The sequence below is a fragment of the Streptomyces sp. NPDC002730 genome (genome assembly GCF_042888805.1).
In the GTDB taxonomy this organism is placed as follows: Bacteria; Actinomycetota; Actinomycetes; order Streptomycetales; family Streptomycetaceae; genus Streptomyces.
In genome coordinates, this window is record NZ_JBIAQG010000004.1 from 342,527 (window position 1) to 357,899 (window position 15,373).

The following is a 15,373-nucleotide window of genomic DNA, read 5'->3' on the forward strand; positions in this document are numbered from 1 at the left end:
GTGCGGGGGGGGGGGGGGGGGGGGGGGGGGGGGGGGGGGGGGGGGGGGGGGGGGGGGCGCGGGGGGGGGGGGGGGGGGGGGGGGGGGCCCCCCCCCCCGGCCCCCCCCCCCCCGCCCGCGGCGCGGATCGTCCCGGGCTGTGCGAACCGGCCCCGACTGTGCGGGGTTTTGGTTGTGGTGAGGGCCCGTCGGTTGGTCGACGGGCCCTCATTTCCAGCCGGGCGTCGTAACGCCACGTGAGGCGCTCGGCGAGCTTCTGGTGAGTGAACTGATCCTGGGGCTCTGCGTGCGCGCGGGCGACAGGGATTCGAGGGCAGGGGTGGTGGCGACCTGCCGTTGAGGGCCGCGGCCGGGTCCAGCGCCGGACAACAGGCGCCGCGGTCCCGGGAGTGCGGGCCGGACCGTCTCCCGAGAGCCCGGGCCGGCGGCTGGGGCCAGGGTTGGGACTATTCGGCGTCCGGGCCCTGCGCTCGCACCTGCTGAACGTGTTCGAGGGAGTCGCGCAGGTCGCTCAGCCACGTGTCCGCGTTGCGCTGCACCAGGCGGACGCACCAGGCGAGGGCTTCGCTGCGGCTTCGGGCGACGCCGCCGGCGATCAGGGTGTCGAGCGTCTGGCGCTCGGGCTGGCGCAGTCGCGTCATCACCGGCGCGGAGACCGTGGTGTACATGGCGCGCTTGCCGCCGCACTCCACGCCCCACGAGACCTTGCGGCCGAACCGGTGCTCGGCCTCGCGCGCGACCCCGATGCGTTCATCGCGGGTGCGTTCCCGGAACTCCGAGATGCGCCCGTCCAGGGAAGCCTCGCGTTCCACCTCGGATACCTCCGCGGCGAGGTCGGGCTCCGGGATCCGGCCGATGACCGTGATCTCCTCGCGGTCCACCGTGACGTCCAGGAGTTCGGCGAAGAGTCCTTCCGGCAGCCGCCCGGCGAACCAACCGCGCAGCGCCTGTTCCTGCTCGTTGGTAATCATGTAATTCAGATTACGCCGCTGACTCCTGGAGGGAAGAGGGTCAGCCCACGGCGTAACGCAGGTCCCGCCTTCGGTGTCCAGCGGCGGCAGGCCAACAGCTCGCGCGTCGCCGGAGCCCGGCCTAGAGTTGCGTATATCAGAGCAGAACGGCAGATATCCCCTGCCCGCGTCTCTGGGAGGGCATATGACCCGTATCTCGCTGACGGTGGACGGCACGGTGTACGAGGACGAGGTGGAGCCCCGCCTTCTGCTTGTTCACTACCTGCGCGACCGTCTGGGCCTCACCGGTACCCCCGTTGGATGCGACACCTCCAACTGCGGGGCCTGCACCGTCGCCCTGGACGGTGACAGCGTCAAGAGCTGCTCGGTACTTGCCGTGCAGGCCGATGGCTGCGACGTGACGACCATTCAAGGGCTCGCTTCCGAGGCCGAATGGGATCCGCTGCAGACGGCGTTCCATCAGCAGCACGCCCTGCAGTGCGGCTACTGCACGCCTGGCATGATCATGGCCGCGCGGGACCTGCTCAAGGAGAACCCCGACCCGACCCCGGAAGAGATCCGGCACGGTCTTGAGGGCAATCTCTGCCGGTGTACCGGCTACCAGAACATCGTGCGCGCCGTTCTCGCGGCGGCGGCCGAGGAGCGCCGCCGCCGCGCTCCCGCGCCCGAAGCCGTAACAGAAGCCGCTCCGGCCACACCAGCAGTCCCGGCCACGGCCGGGCGGGAGGCGCCGGTATGACCGACCAGCTAGCTGCCCCCGAAGTCGGTCGCTCCCGTATCCGCAAGGAGGACGCCCGGCTCGTCACCGGCCGGACCACGTGGACCGACAACATTGCCGTCACGGGCCTGCTGCACATGACGTTCCTGCGCAGCCCCATGGCGCACGCGAAGATCGACCGTGTCGATGTGTCGCCGGCGCTGCAGCGGCCAGGAGTGATCGCCGCCTTCAGCGGCCGGGACCTGGACGAGCTCGGCTCGATGCCCTGTGTGTGGCCGGTGACGGAGGACATCGTCATGCCCGACCACCCCCCGGTGGCCGTCGACGAGGTCCGGCACGCCGGCGACCCGGTGGCCGTCGTGATCGCGCGCGACCGGTACGCGGCGGCCGATGCGCTGGAGGCCGTGGAAGTCGACTACACGCCGCTGCCTCCCGTGCTCGACCTGGAGGCCGCGCTGGCCGACGGCGCCCCACTCGTCCACGCCGACAAGGGCACCAACCGCTGCTACACCTGGCCGCTCGCCACCGGTGACTACGAAGCGGAGAAGGCCCGGGCCGACCTCGTTGTCCACCGTCGCTACACCCAGCAGCGCCTCATCCCGAACGCGATGGAGCCGAGGGCCGTGGTCGCCACCCCGCCCACCGCGTCCAACGAATACACCCTGTACTCATCGACCCAGGTTCCGCACATCGCGCGGGTGACGCTGTCGATGGTGACCGGAATCCCCGAGCACAGACTGCGGGTGATCGCCCCGGACGTCGGCGGAGGCTTCGGCTCCAAGCTCCAGGTGTACGGCGAGGAGGCAGTCGCGCTCGCCGTGGCCAAGCGGCTCGGCCGACCGGTGAAATGGACCGAATCCCGGTCGGAGGGCTACCTGGCCACCCATCACGGCCGCGGCCAGATCCAGGACGTCGAGATCGCGGCGACCCGGGACGGCAAGGTGCTCGGCCTGCGCGTCGATCTGCTCGTCGACATGGGCGCCTATCTGATGCTGATCACCCCCGGCACGCCACTCCTCGGCGCGTTCATGTACCCGGGGATCTACAAGATGAACGCGTACACCTTCAACTGCACCGGCGTCTTCACCACCAAGACACCCACGGACGCCTATCGCGGCGCCGGGCGTCCGGAGGCGACGTTCGCGATCGAGCGGACCATGGACGAACTGGCCGCGGAACTCGGCGTCGACCCGATGGAGCTGCGCCGCCGTAACTGGATCGGCCACGACGAGTTCCCGTACACCTCGATCTCGGGGCTCACCTACGACAGCGGCAACTACGAAGCGGCCACCGACCGGGCGATGGCACTCTTCGGCTACGACGACCTGCGGGCCGAGCAGCGCGAGCGGAACGAACGGAACGACCCGGTGCGGCTCGGCATCGGCATCTCGACGTACACCGAGATGTGCGGACTGGCGCCGAGCCGGATTCTGCGCGATCTGCGCTACGTCGCCGGCGGCTGGGAGGCGGCAACCATCCGCATGCTGCCCACCGGCAAGGTCGAGGTGACCACCGGCACCAGCCCGCACGGGCAGGGTCACGCCACCTGCTGGAGCCAGATCGCGGCCGACGTGCTCGGCGTGCCCTTCGACGACATCGAGGTGGTGCACGGCGACACCAAGGCAGTGCCCCAGGGCATGGATACGTACGGCTCCCGCTCGCTGGTGGTGGGCGGCGTCGCCGTCCACGAGGCCGCGAAGAAGGTGGTGGCCAAGGCCCGTAAGGTCGCCGCGCACCTGCTGGAAGCGAACGAGGCCGACCTGGAGTTCTCCGGCGGAACCTTCTCGGTGAAGGGATCGCCCGAGGCGACGAAGACCATCCAGGAGGTGGCCTTCGCGACGTTCTCGTCCCACGACCTGCCCGACGGCATGGAGCCGACAATCAACGCCGAGCACCTGGTCGATCCGGAAACCTTCTCGTTCCCGTTCGGCACCCACCTGTGCGCGATCGAGGTCGACACCGAGACCGGCCGTGCCCGGATCCGCAGTTACGTCTGCGTCGACGACGTCGGCAAGGTCATCAACCCCATGATCGTCCAGGGGCAGATCCACGGTGGAGTGGCGCAGGGAATCGCCCAGGCGCTGTTCGAGGAGGCGGTGTACGACACCGAGGGCAATCTGGTCTCCGGCACCATGGCGGACTATCTGGTGCCCTCCGCACCGGACCTGCCCGACTTCGTCACCGACCGCACCGAGACCCCGGCGACCTCCAACGCACTCGGCGTCAAAGGCGTCGGCGAGACCGGGACGATCGCGTCCACACCGGCCGTGGTCAACGCGGTCGTGGACGCACTGCGGCCGATGGGCGTGCGCGACGTTGCCATGCCGTGCACACCGCAGCGGATCTGGCAGGCCGTCACGGCGGCCCGGGCCGAGGAGGGAACAGCATGATTCCCGCGGCATTCGACTACGCACGCCCGCAGACGATCGACGAAGCGGTACGCACCCTGGCGGACGGCGGCGAGGAGGCGAAGGTCCTGGCCGGCGGCCAGAGCCTGATCCCCATCCTGCGGCTGCGGCTCGCCTTCCCCGAACTGCTCGTCGACGTCGGCCGGATCCCTGAACTGCGCGGTGTCCGCGAAGACGCCGACACTCTCGTGATCGGGGCCATGACGACCCACCACGACGTCATCCACGACCCGCTGGTGCGCCGTCACGCGGGCCTGCTGGCCGCGGCGACCGAGACGGTCGCCGATCCCTCCGTACGCCATCGCGGCACACTCGGCGGCTCGCTCTCCCACGCCGATCCGGCAGGGGACCTCCCGGCGGTACTGCTCGCACTCGACGGCGAGGTGACCGCCATGGGGCCACAGGGCCGGCGCACCATCCCGGCACGCGACTTCTTCACCGACTACCTGCAGACGGCGCTGCACCCGGACGAGCTGCTGGTCGAGGTCCGGGTGCCGAAGAGCGACAACTGGGGCTTCCACTACGAGAAGTTCAACCTGTCCGCGCAGGCCTGGGCGGTCGTCGGCGTGGCAGCGATGGTGCGGCGCGACGACGGCCACCTCGTCGAGTCCCGGGTCGGCCTGACCAACATGGGCGCGACGCCCCTGCGGGCGAGGGCCACCGAAGAGGCGCTCGCCGGAGCGGACGCCGACCCGGCAGCGGTGGCGCAGGCCGCCGAAGCGGCAGCGGAAGGCACCCGCCCGGCCTCCGACCTGTCGGCTTCGTCCGAGTACCGCGAACACCTCGCACGGGTGCTCACCCGGCGCGCGGTGCTGGCTGCGGCCGGGATGGAGTGAGCGTGTGACGGACGGGCCGGACGAGTTGCGGGCGAGAGTGGAGAAGACCGGCTATCTCCTCGACGACGGTCTCGCCATCGCCTGCTTCCTGGCCCTGAAGCTGCACCGGCCGATCCTCTGCGAGGGCGACGCGGGCACCGGCAAGACCGCGCTCGCCTCCGCTCTCGCCCAGGTCCTGGACGCACCCCTGATCCGACTCCAGTGCTACGAGGGCATCGACGCCTCACAGGCCTTGTACGACTGGGACTTTCCGCGCCAGCTACTGCATCTGCGGGCCGCCGAAGCGGCCGGGGTCACCGATGCGGACCAGCTGGAGAGCGAGCTGTACAGCAGACGGTTCCTCATCGCACGTCCGCTTCTGCAGGCGCTGGAGACGCAGCCTTCGGTACTGCTGGTCGACGAAGTCGACCGGGCCGACGACGAGTTCGAGGCGTTTCTGCTGGAACTGCTCTCCGAGTACACCGTCACCGTCCCGGAGCTGGGCACCCTGCGGGCCTCGTCGCCGCCCGTGGTCGTACTCACCTCCAACCGCACCCGGGAGGTCCACGACGCGCTGAAACGGCGCTGCCTCTACCACTGGTTCGACCACCCCGGCTTCGAACGCGAACTCGCGATCGTCCGCAGGCGACAGCCCCAGGTGACCGAACGGCTCGCCGCGCAAGTGACCGCCGTCGTACAGACGCTGCGCAGCCAAGACCTGCTCAAGCCGCCCGGAGTGGCCGAGACCATCGACTGGGCCGAGGCCCTCGACGCACTCGGCGCGACGGAACTCGACGCGGAACTGGCCGTCGCCACGCTCGGGTCGGTGCTCAAATACCGCGAGGACGCGGAACGGGCCCGTTCACTGGACCTGTCCGCGATCCTCGCGGCGCGAGGAGCGTGAACACCATGCCCGCAGCACCGGCGGTGGACGCCACCGCGGTCGTCGTCGGATTCGCACGGGCATTGCGCGCGGCCGGAGTCGCCACAGGACCGGACCGCGTGCAGACCTTCCTGGGCGCGCTCGAACTCCTCGGGTCCGAGCTGCGTTCCGACGTCTACTGGGCGGGTCGGCTCACCCTCTGCGGCAGTCAGGACGACCTGGAGCGGTACGACCGCGTCTTCGCCGCGTTCTTCGCGCAGCAGCCGCAACCCGGTGACCGGGCGCGCGTCCCGGAGCCCACGCCACTGCTTCGCCTGGTGGCCGCGGATGCTGCCATGTCTCCCGACAGGGAGGAGGACGGCGCGGCGCTGCCGGCGGCCGCCTTGGCCAGCTCGGCGGAGGTCCTGCGCCACCGCGACATGGCCGAGCTGTCCGCGGCCGAGCGGGCACAACTGCGGCGGCTGCTCGCGGCGTTCTCGCTGAGCGGTGAGCCGCGCCGTACCCCACGTCTGCGTCCGGCCCGGCGCGGCGGCGTCGATCCCAGGCGCACCGTCCGTGAGCTGCTGCGCCGTGGCGGGGAACCGGCCCGGCTGCGTCACCGTGCCCCCGCCACCAAGCCGCGCCCCATTGTGCTGCTGCTGGACGTGAGCGGCTCGATGGCCCCGTACGCGGACGCGCTGCTGCGCTTCGCGCACGCCGCCACGCACGGGCCGCAGTCCCGTACCCAGGCCGAGGTGTTCACCATCGGCACCCGGCTGACCAGGGTGACGCGGGAAATGGCCCATCGCGATCCGGACGCGGCGCTGACCGCTGTCGGATCGGCGGTGCCCGACTGGAGCGGAGGCACTCGGCTCGGCGAGATGCTCCGCGCCTTCCTCGACCGGTGGGGTCAGCGCGGAATGGCGCGCGGAGCGGTGGTCGTCGTTCTCTCCGACGGTTGGGAGCGTGGCGACCCGGCGCTGCTCGCGGCTCAGATGCGGCGGCTGCACCGACTGGCGCACCGGGTGGTGTGGGCCAACCCGCTCAAGGCACGTCCGGGATACGCGCCGCTCGCGGCCGGTATGGCGGCGGCGCTGCCCAGCGTCGACGCGTTCGTCGAGGGTCACAGCCTGGGTGCGCTGGAGCGCCTGGCAGCAGTGGTGAGAGGTGCGTGCGATGCGTGAGATCCTCCCTGCGCTCAGCCGCTGGTACAAGGCCGGAACGCCCTTCGGGCTCGCCACCGTTGTCGCGGTCAGCCGCAGTGCGCCGCGCGGCCCCGGTGCGGCAATGGCGGTGGGCCCGGACGACGAAGTCGTGGGCAGCGTCTCCGGCGGCTGTGTGGAGGGGGCCGTTTTCGACATCGCCAAGGAGGTCGTGGAGACCGGTCAGGCACGGCTGCAGGCCTTCGGCTACAGCGACGAGGACGCGTTCGCCGTCGGGCTCACCTGTGGCGGTGAGATCACGCTCCTCGTACGCTCCGTGTCGGCCGCCGTCGACACCTCCTTCGGCGAGGTCGCAGCGTCCGTCGCCGAGCACCGCCCGGTGGTGGTCGCAACGGTGATCGACGGTCCTGCCCAGCGCGGCGCCACGCTCGCCGTGTGGCCCGAGTCGGTGTCCGGCTCGCTGGGATCGAGCGGCCTCGACGCGGCGGTCACCGCCGACGCGCGCGGAGAGCTGGCGCAAGGAGCGACGGGCCGGCGGCACTACGGCCCGCACGGCGAGCGGCGCGAGGACGACGTCACCGTGTTCCTGCAGTCCTTCGCGCCGCCACCGAGGATGCTGGTCTTCGGCGCGATCGACTTCGCCGCCGCGGTGGCCCGGATCGGCGCGTTCCTCGGCTACCGGGTCACGGTGTGCGACGCGCGCCCGGTCTTCGCCGACCCCCGCCGATTCCCGGACGGGGTGGAGGTGGTGGTCGACTGGCCGCACCGGTATTTGCGCGACACGGATGTCGACGGGCGGACCGTGATGTGTGTGCTCACCCACGACCCGAAGTTCGACGTTCCACTGCTCGAGGTCGCTCTGGACTCGCCGGCCGCCTACATCGGCGTGATGGGCAGCCGTCGCACGCACGAGGACCGACTGGCGCGGCTGCGGGAGAGGGGACTGGTCGAGACGGAGCTGGCGCGGCTGCGCTCGCCCATCGGCCTCGACCTCGGCGCCCGTACGCCCGCGGAAGTGGCCGTCTCGATCGCGGCGGAGATCGTTGCTCTGCGCTGGGGCGGCAGCGGCAGCCCGCTGGCGGAGACAGCCGGAGCCATCCACCGTCCGCGTCTGAGGCCGGTGTGAGGAGGAGACCATGGAACTGCAGAACTCGTTCACCGTCCCTGTCCCCGTCGACCAGGCGTGGCGGGTGCTCCTCGACATCGAGCGGGTCGCCCCGTGCATGCCGGGTGCCACCGTGGACAGCGTCGACGGCGAGACCGTCAAGGGAGCCGTGAAGGTGAGGGTCGGCCCGATCACCGTGACCTACCGCGGCACCGCGACCTTCCAGGAGAAGGACGAGTCGGCACACCGGATCGTCCTTGCCGCTCAGGGCAAGGAAGTCCGGGGCCAGGGCACGGCACGGGCCACCGTGACCGGAACGCTGGCCGATCGTGACGGGGGGACGGCGGTCAATGTCGTCACCGATCTGACGATCACCGGACGGCCCGCGCAGTTCGGCCGCGGAGTCATGGCCGAAGTCGGCGACAAGCTCATCGGCCGGTTCGCGGACTGCTTGTCGCAGCAGCTGGCCGGCGCGGAACCGGCTACGGACGCGCCCGCCGAGGCTGCCGCGGAGCCCAACGGCAAAGAGCCCAGCGGCACAGAGCCTTCCGTGGTCGCGGGTGCCGGAACGCGCGAGGCGGAGCCGATCGATCTCCTGCGTACGGCGGGAATGCCGATCGCCAAGCGCGTCGCGGGAGCCCTCGTTCTTGCCGCTCTCGCCGCGCTGACGGTCATCCTCATCCGCAGAAAGCGATGACCGGCCGCCGCCCTGCAGGCTGACACCGGGCTCCTGAAATGGGTGAACACGCACCGCCCCGGACGGTGGGATGAGGCGTCGTCCATCGCGAGGAGATGTGCGTGTCAGTCCTTGCCGAGCTCATCGCTGATCTCCAGGTCCGCGCACGGGGCGATGTCCCGGTGTGAGCCGGGCGGGCGGATCAAAAGCCCGGGTATTGACGGGAGTTGGCCACCGGTTCCAGAATGACACGTCATTCCGTAGCAGGAAGGGACCCGGTCGTGGCGCAGGGCATGGCGGACAAGCGGGAGGCGATACTGCGCGCGGCGGGCAAGGTGTTCGCCGAGCGTGGCTACCACGCGACCGGCATCTCCGACATCGCCCGAGAGCTCGGGGCTGGGCACGGCACCTTCTACCGGTACTTCAAGAACAAGGAGGACATCGCGCGCAGTGTGGTCTCGCGCGCGCTGGGCCAGGTCATGGATGCCCTCGCCGACGAGGACCCCGGCTCCTGCCAGTCGGTGGCGCAGTACCGCGAACAGGTCCGGCGCATCGGCCACAAGCTCTTCGACCTCGTGGCGGCGGAACCCGCGCTGTGCCGCATTCTCTTCTACGACGCCATCGCGATCGACCGGGCCGAGCCGGATCTGGCAGGCAAGGCCATGGAAGCGGCGGCTCAGTACACGGCTGCCTTCATCCACAACGGGCAGGACCGCGGCTTCCTGCGGCGCGATCTCGACGCCCACGTGGTCGGCCTCGCGGTGAACGGAATGATCGTGACCGGGGCGGTTCGGCTGCTGCATGCACAGGATCCCGGCGCCATGCGTGATCCATGGATCCGCACGGTGGAGACGCTCATGTTCGACGGCCTCGGCTCCCGTTGAGCCGCAGGCCCGCAAGGACCGCTCATTTCTTCTGCCTTGAGAACGGAATGACGTGTCATTCCGGAAAGGGAGCGCGATGGTCCAGGTGGATGTCTTCTGGTCCTATGGGATAGGCGCGAGTTTCGCGACCGCCGCCGCCCATCAGCTCGGGACCGGCAACGGCCGCGCAGGGCACGGCGGCCGGTGGTCCAACCCCTACCTGATGGGGACCGTCCTCTACTGCGCGGTGCTGTTCGCGCCCAGCGGCGCATGGCTCCTCTGGGGCTTTCCCGACTGGGAGACGATGCAGGTCGCAAGCGGCCACAGCTCGTTGCCCGCCTGGCTCGTCGCGCTGTTCGCCGCGACGAACGTGAGTCAGGGTGTGCTCGGCTTCTGGGTTGCGGAGCGCCTCATCGCCTCGGGCCGGGTGTACGCGGCTTTCCTGCAGGCGGGGGTCGGATACACCGGCATGTTCTTCATTCTTGTCCACGGCTGGGACGGCCGTGGGTACCAGCGGTTCTTCTCCGCCGACCGGGAGACGTTCGCGGCGGCGTGGCCGGAGCAACCCGGAGCGGGAGAGGCCCTGTCGCGTGCGGGCGACTGGCTCACCTCGCCGGTCGCGCTGACGCTGTACGCCATGGGCGTTGTACTCGTCCCGGTCATGCTGGCGCTGATGGCCTTCTGGATCCGCTCCGGGCAGCGCGATACGGGCGCTGAAACCGTGACGGGCCGCTTCCGCATCCTCGGCGCCGTGCTGGGGGCGGTCTTCGGGGTGGCGCTCGGCACGGCTGCCGTTGCCTCGATCCTGGTGCACCTGCTGGGCTGGTGGTTCGGCGTCCCGGTCGCGGTCCTTCTCGCGGCGCTCCTTGTCGTACGGCGGGGTGGCGCGGCCGATCGCGCCTTCGCGATGCTTGCGCTGCCGGACCGTCACGGCGGCCGGGGACAGAAGGTCCTCGCCACGGGGGACTGACCTGATCGTCATCGGCAGCTCCACACCGCGGCCGGTGTCGGGGTAGCGGCCCCTCGCCCAGGTCCGGCGCGCTGCCGGACCTGGGCCGTTCCCACGGGACCTCACCGGCTTCGTCCACCGGTGCCGAGCAGCGTCACTCCGCTCCGCAGTGGACCGTGGCCGCCGCCCAGTCCGCATGGTCGTGGGCGTTGCCGTCGCCGCCGTCGGTCACCCGCAGCCGGAGCTTCTGTGCGCCGACCACATTGGCCTCGACGGCGACAGCCGCATCCGCGTTGGTGAGCAGCCGGCTCGAGTGAACGCGCTCGCCGTCGGCGTAGACCTCGAAGACGACGCTGCCGTACGGGTCCGCCTCGTCGTCGAGACCGGCCTTGGCAGTGAACGTCGAGCAATTGCCGCCCAGGAAGACCTCCACGCTCGAGTCGGCGTGCACGCCCAGGCCGTGCTCGTACGTCGTACCGCCGATCGTGAGGACCTTCCCGTCGCCGGGGGCGGATTCGCCGTTGCTGGTGTTGCGCTCGACCGGGCCCCAGCCGTTGTCGGCGGTGATGAAGTCCATCGTGGACACACGCACATCACCGCGCGGCGGGGGCGGGGTTCCGTCGACATCGACCGTTGCCCTGCTGTCCACCCGCGCCCCGCCGGTGGAAGAGGCGGAGACCTGGGCGGCGACGGGCCGCAAGCCGTCCGGGGTCTCCTTGCCGCGGGTGATGACGGCGCTCACGGTCGCCGACGTACCGGGGGCCAGATCGCCGATGGGGGAGGTGCCCGGGTCGGCGGTCCAGCCCGTCGGAGGGTCGAAGGTCGCGGCGACGTCCTTCAGCGGCGTGTCGCAGCGGTTGGTTACGGTCAGCTTCGCCGGCGTCGACCGGCCCGCCGGCAAAGTGGTGTCATCGGCGGTGAGTTGCGCGTCCGGAGTGCAGACCACCGGTCCTCGCGGAGTCCCGGTACGGGCCTCCGCGCCGGTCAGCGGGCGCAGCCGCAGTGTGTACGCGTACTCCTGGTCGGGCTGCACCTGGTACTGGGGCAGCACGGTGTGGAAGGTTTCGCTGACCCCGCTGACGGCCCGGTTCAGGTGCAGCGTGTTGCCCTTCGGGTTCTTCCGCAGGGCGAACGGATAGGCCGCCCGGTCGATGCCGGTGTACGGAGTCACTCCCGCGGAGAAGTTCTGCGTCCCCGAGACCAGCAGGCCGCCCGTGCCGTCGGACAGGGAAGCCCAGCGGACGCCCTCGTGGTTGCCGTAGTCCTGCGGCTTGGTGTAGCCGGAGAACTGCCGGTCAACGTTGGTCGCGTACACGCCGACGGGAGCGCCGTCCGTGCGGTCGTTGTAATTCTCCTGCGGCCCGCGCCCGTACCAGGTGAAGGTGTCGTAGCGGTCCGGAAGCGTCAGGGCCAGGCCGATGCGGGGCAGGTAGGGCACCGTGCGGGCTTTGCCCTCGGCGTCGACGCGGTGGTCGATGCGTATCTCTCCGGTGCCCGTGACCGTGTAGCGCAGGGTCTGTGTGAAGGAGGAGCCCTTGACGCCGGGGGCGGCGGCCGTGCTGGGGACGGTGACGGTGACCGCCCCGTCCCGTTCGGCGACCGTGACCTTCCCCGGCGCGGTCTTGAGCCGGTCCAGTCCGGCCTCGCGCCAGGGGCCCTCCTCCGAGCCGATCTCATTGCTGACCGGCGGCCGCCAGGCGTCCAACTCCGGTCCCGCGCCCAGCAGTTCGCGCCCTCTCGCCTTCATGGAGATCAGCTCACCGCTTGTGCGGTCGAAGAGGTAGGAGAAGCCCTTCCCGGCGATCGTGATCCGCGTGCCGGTCTCGCTGGTCTTCACCTTGCCGGGCGCTTCGGCCTTCAGCACACCGGCGAGCTGTCGACCGCCGATGTCGAACTGCTCGACGGCGACAGGGTGTCCGGCCTTCGCCCAGCCGGTGTCCTTGGCCTGCACCGCCTCCACGGTCAGCTGGCGGTCGGCGCCCTTCGGGTTGGCCGGCGGCTTCGGCAGCTGGATTCCCGCCCTCTCACCGGGCTTGAGGGGGAGGACTCGGCCGCCGCGGGCGAGGGTCCTGTCTCCATCCGTGATCTTCCACTGCAGCCGCAGATCGCCGGTGCCGGTGAAGGAGCGCTCGTTGAGCACGGTGATCTTCCCGGCTCCGGCACCCGGGGCCGAGATACGCACGGGTGCGTGGACGGCGGCCATGGCTCGAGCCTCGGGCTGAACGGTGCGGTCGGTGGAGACCACTCCGTCCACGCCGCCGGTGCCGGACCCGTACGAGTAGTAAGTCCCCTTCGTGGTGAGGGTGTCGAAGTCGAGCGCGAGGACCGCGTCGGAGGCGGGGTCGGTCTCCAGCTGCTGCGGGGTGAGCGCCTTGTGGTAGACGCGGACCTGGTCGACCGTGCCGTGCGTCATGCGGGTGGTGATGTTCTCCTGGCCGGTCTCGGGGTCACGGCCGATGTTCACCGGCTGGGCGGAGTACGCAATCGTGCCCTCCCAGCCGGTCGCGGCCACCTCCTTGCCGTCCATGAAGACCTTGAGCGCGGCGCCGTCGAAGGTGGCCGAGATCCGGTGCCATTTCCCGTACCAGTCACCGGGCACCTTCGCCGCGGCCGCGTGCCAGGTGCCGCCGCCGTAGACGGAGAACTCCAGGGTGTCCTTGTCCGTCATCTTCAGCATGTAGCTGTGATTGCCCTTGGCGATCACGGTGAAGTCGCCGGTCCACTCGGCCGGCTGGACCCAGGAGTCAAGTGTGAGGCCGCCGGAGACCGCGTCGAGCTTCGGGTCCCGGTAGACCTCCACAAAGTCGTCCAGGCCGGAGAGCGCGAGCGCCTTGCCGCGGTGCCCGGCGACATGGTCCGGCTTTCCGGTGACGTAGGAGAGAATGCCGTTCCCCGAGGAATCGGGGGTGGTGACCAGCGGCTGGGCGATGTTCTGCTCCGCCCAGTCCCAGATGTAGCCGCCCTGCACCTGGGGGTATGTGCGGACCACGTCCCAGAATTCGCGGAAGTTGCCGAGCGAATTGCCCATGGCGTGGGCGTACTCGCCCATGATGATGGGCTTGGTGGTGGCCTTGGCCTTCTCCTCGAGGCCCGATGGTGACGGGTAGCGCGGCCCCCACACGTCGGCGAACGGGGCGTCGCCGTCGGGGGAGTTGGACTGGTGGTAGACCGGCCGGGACGGGTCGTTCTTGTCGAGGAAGTCCGCCATCGCGTAGTGCGCCTTGCCGAGCCCTGCCTCGTTGCCGGTGTCCCACATCAGCACGCTGGGGTGGTTCTTGTCCCGCTGGTACATCGCCGTGAAGCGGTCCATGAACGCTTTCTGCCACTCGGGCCGCTCGGCCAGGCAGTTGTCGGGGCAGCCGTCGTGGTGGTGGGTCTCGATGTCCACCTCGTCGTCGATCCACAAGCCCTGTGCGTCGGCCAGCTCGTACAGATACGGATCGGACGGATAGTGGGAGGTGCGTACCGAGTTGATGTTGAGCTGCTTCATCAGCGACACATCGGACGCGGTGCGTTCGCGCGTCGCATGGCGGCCGGTTCTGGGGTCGGTCTCGGCTCGGTTGGTGCCCTTGATCAGGATCCGCTTGCCGTTGACGAGCAGCTGCTTGTCCTTGACCTCTATCCCGCGGAAGCCGACCGGCTGGGCGGTGGTGTGCGTCACCTGGCCGTCCGCGCCCAGGAGTTGCACGACGAGGGTGTAGAGGTTGGGCGTCTCGTCGGTCCACTTCGCCGGAGCGGCGACGTCGGCCCTGAGGGTGGCGGATGGCACGCCGCCGCCGGGATCAACCTGGCCCGACATCGTTGTCACCTTGCGTCCGCGCTGGTCGTAGAGCGTTCCGGTGACCTTGTGCGCACCGTCTGCCGCCGTGTCCTTGGCGGTCACATCGACCTTGGCGCTCAGCCGCGCATCACGGTACTGGGCGTCCAGGTCGGTCTTGATGGTGACATCTCGTACGTAGGTGGCGGGTGTGGAGTACAGCTCGATCGAGCGGAAGATGCCCGCGAAGCGCCACTGGTCGTAGTCCTCCAGGTGAGCTCCCGAACTCCAGCGGTGGACCTGGAGCGCGATGGTGTTCTTCCCCGGGCGCAGATGCTCGCTGATGTCGAACTCGGCGGGTGTGTAGCCGCCTTGGTCGTATCCCGCGTACGCGCCGTTGACCCAGACCAGATAGCCGCTGGTGACACCCTCGAACCGCAGGAACGTCCGGCGCTTCTGCCAGTTGCCCGGCAGCTCGAAGTTACGGACGTACGCCCCGGTCGGGTTGACGTCGTGCGGGACCTTCGGCGGGTCGTCCGGATACATCTCGGTGGGGATGTTGCGGAAGACGGGGTGGTCGAGACCGTCCGTCTGCCAGGTGTGCGGGACCTTGACGCTCTTCCAGCCGCTCCCGGCCGTGTCGTACCCGGGCGAGAAGAAGCCCTTGGGGACATCCTCGGGACGCTTGGACATGTGCAGCTTCCAGGTTCCGTCGAGCGAGGCGGTCCACGGGCTGTCGGAGCCGCCTTCGAGCGCGCTCGCCGTGTTTGCGTACGGAGTCAACTCGGCGTGCGCCGGCTCCTGTCCGATTCCGGTCGCTTCCGGATCCTCGAGCAGTCGGTAGACGTCGGCGGGAGGGTCCGCGGCACCGGCTGCCGCGGCAGCTGCGGAGGGCACGGGCGCCGCGAGCGCCCCGGCGAGGGCCAGCACGGCCAGTCCTCGGAACGTACGGCGGAGTCGGAGCATCAAGTGGACCACTCTCCTGGTGAGATGCGAATCGCTCCAGAACCAACAGGACCGCACAGTAGCGAACGCGAACACATGCGCCTAGAGGTCCGATGCGATGACTTCGCGCCCAGGAGAGAG

At 70.1% G+C, this 15,373-nt stretch carries 11 protein-coding genes; 9 read left to right on the top strand and 2 right to left on the bottom strand.

The window, feature by feature from the left end; genetic code table 11:
* Window positions 1-446: 446 nt before the first annotated feature.
* Window positions 447-971 (bottom strand): hypothetical protein, encoded by a 525-nt coding sequence (locus ACFYXH_RS12705; protein WP_389562080.1) that lies wholly within the window; start codon window positions 969-971, stop codon window positions 447-449.
* Window positions 972-1,155: 184 nt separating this feature from the next.
* Here ACFYXH_RS12705 and ACFYXH_RS12710 point away from each other — a divergent pair, with 184 nt between their 5' ends.
* The 9 genes from ACFYXH_RS12710 (at window position 1,156) to ACFYXH_RS12750 (ending at window position 10,551) form a co-directional block, all read left to right on the top strand.
* Complete coding sequence (locus ACFYXH_RS12710) at window positions 1,156-1,710, top strand: (2Fe-2S)-binding protein (protein ID WP_389562081.1); 555 nt, start codon at window positions 1,156-1,158, stop codon at window positions 1,708-1,710.
* Window positions 1,707-4,079, top strand: coding sequence for a xanthine dehydrogenase family protein molybdopterin-binding subunit (locus ACFYXH_RS12715; RefSeq protein WP_389562082.1), 2,373 nt, complete (start codon window positions 1,707-1,709; stop codon window positions 4,077-4,079). Before ACFYXH_RS12710 ends, ACFYXH_RS12715 begins: the two co-directional genes overlap by 4 nt.
* Window positions 4,076-4,933 (top strand): FAD binding domain-containing protein, encoded by an 858-nt coding sequence (locus ACFYXH_RS12720; protein WP_389562083.1) that lies wholly within the window; start codon window positions 4,076-4,078, stop codon window positions 4,931-4,933. Before ACFYXH_RS12715 ends, ACFYXH_RS12720 begins: the two co-directional genes overlap by 4 nt.
* A 4-nt stretch (window positions 4,934-4,937) precedes the next feature.
* Entirely contained in the window at window positions 4,938-5,816 is an 879-nt protein-coding gene (locus ACFYXH_RS12725) for an AAA family ATPase (RefSeq protein WP_389562084.1), read from the top strand.
* A 5-nt stretch (window positions 5,817-5,821) separates the two neighbouring features.
* The gene (locus ACFYXH_RS12730) at window positions 5,822-6,958 is read left to right on the top strand and encodes a VWA domain-containing protein (protein WP_389562085.1); all 1,137 of its coding nucleotides are present in this window, start codon (window positions 5,822-5,824) and stop codon (window positions 6,956-6,958) included.
* Window positions 6,951-8,063, top strand: coding sequence for an XdhC family protein (locus ACFYXH_RS12735; RefSeq protein ID WP_389562086.1), 1,113 nt, complete (start codon window positions 6,951-6,953; stop codon window positions 8,061-8,063). Before ACFYXH_RS12730 ends, ACFYXH_RS12735 begins: the two co-directional genes overlap by 8 nt.
* A 10-nt stretch (window positions 8,064-8,073) precedes the next feature.
* On the top strand, window positions 8,074-8,739 hold the full coding sequence (locus ACFYXH_RS12740; protein WP_389562087.1) for an SRPBCC family protein: 666 nt from the start codon (window positions 8,074-8,076) through the stop codon (window positions 8,737-8,739).
* 224 nt (window positions 8,740-8,963) lie between these two features.
* Window positions 8,964-9,602, top strand: a complete 639-nt coding sequence (locus ACFYXH_RS12745; protein WP_389562088.1) for a TetR/AcrR family transcriptional regulator — start codon at window positions 8,964-8,966, stop codon at window positions 9,600-9,602.
* Window positions 9,603-9,678: 76 nt separating this feature from the next.
* Window positions 9,679-10,551: a hypothetical protein gene (locus ACFYXH_RS12750; RefSeq protein WP_389562089.1), complete on the top strand. Its 873-nt coding sequence runs from the start codon at window positions 9,679-9,681 to the stop codon at window positions 10,549-10,551.
* 133 nt (window positions 10,552-10,684) lie between these two features.
* Here ACFYXH_RS12750 and ACFYXH_RS12755 read toward each other — a convergent pair whose 3' ends face one another.
* Entirely contained in the window at window positions 10,685-15,253 is a 4,569-nt protein-coding gene (locus tag ACFYXH_RS12755; RefSeq protein ID WP_389562249.1) for a glycoside hydrolase family 2 TIM barrel-domain containing protein, read from the bottom strand.
* Window positions 15,254-15,373 lie beyond the last annotated feature (120 nt).

Coding starts and splice junctions, on each gene's coding strand:
- ACFYXH_RS12740 (WP_389562087.1), top strand. CDS start 8,074: ATGGAACTGCAGAACTCGTTCACCGTCCCTGTCCCCGTCGACCAGGCG.
- ACFYXH_RS12730 (WP_389562085.1), top strand. CDS start 5,822: ATGCCCGCAGCACCGGCGGTGGACGCCACCGCGGTCGTCGTCGGATTC.
- ACFYXH_RS12750 (WP_389562089.1), top strand. CDS start 9,679: ATGGTCCAGGTGGATGTCTTCTGGTCCTATGGGATAGGCGCGAGTTTC.
- ACFYXH_RS12710 (WP_389562081.1), top strand. CDS start 1,156: ATGACCCGTATCTCGCTGACGGTGGACGGCACGGTGTACGAGGACGAG.
- ACFYXH_RS12715 (WP_389562082.1), top strand. CDS start 1,707: ATGACCGACCAGCTAGCTGCCCCCGAAGTCGGTCGCTCCCGTATCCGC.
- ACFYXH_RS12720 (WP_389562083.1), top strand. CDS start 4,076: ATGATTCCCGCGGCATTCGACTACGCACGCCCGCAGACGATCGACGAA.
- ACFYXH_RS12755 (WP_389562249.1), bottom strand. CDS start 15,253: ATGCTCCGACTCCGCCGTACGTTCCGAGGACTGGCCGTGCTGGCCCTC.
- ACFYXH_RS12735 (WP_389562086.1), top strand. CDS start 6,951: ATGCGTGAGATCCTCCCTGCGCTCAGCCGCTGGTACAAGGCCGGAACG.
- ACFYXH_RS12745 (WP_389562088.1), top strand. CDS start 8,964: ATGACACGTCATTCCGTAGCAGGAAGGGACCCGGTCGTGGCGCAGGGC.
- ACFYXH_RS12705 (WP_389562080.1), bottom strand. CDS start 971: ATGATTACCAACGAGCAGGAACAGGCGCTGCGCGGTTGGTTCGCCGGG.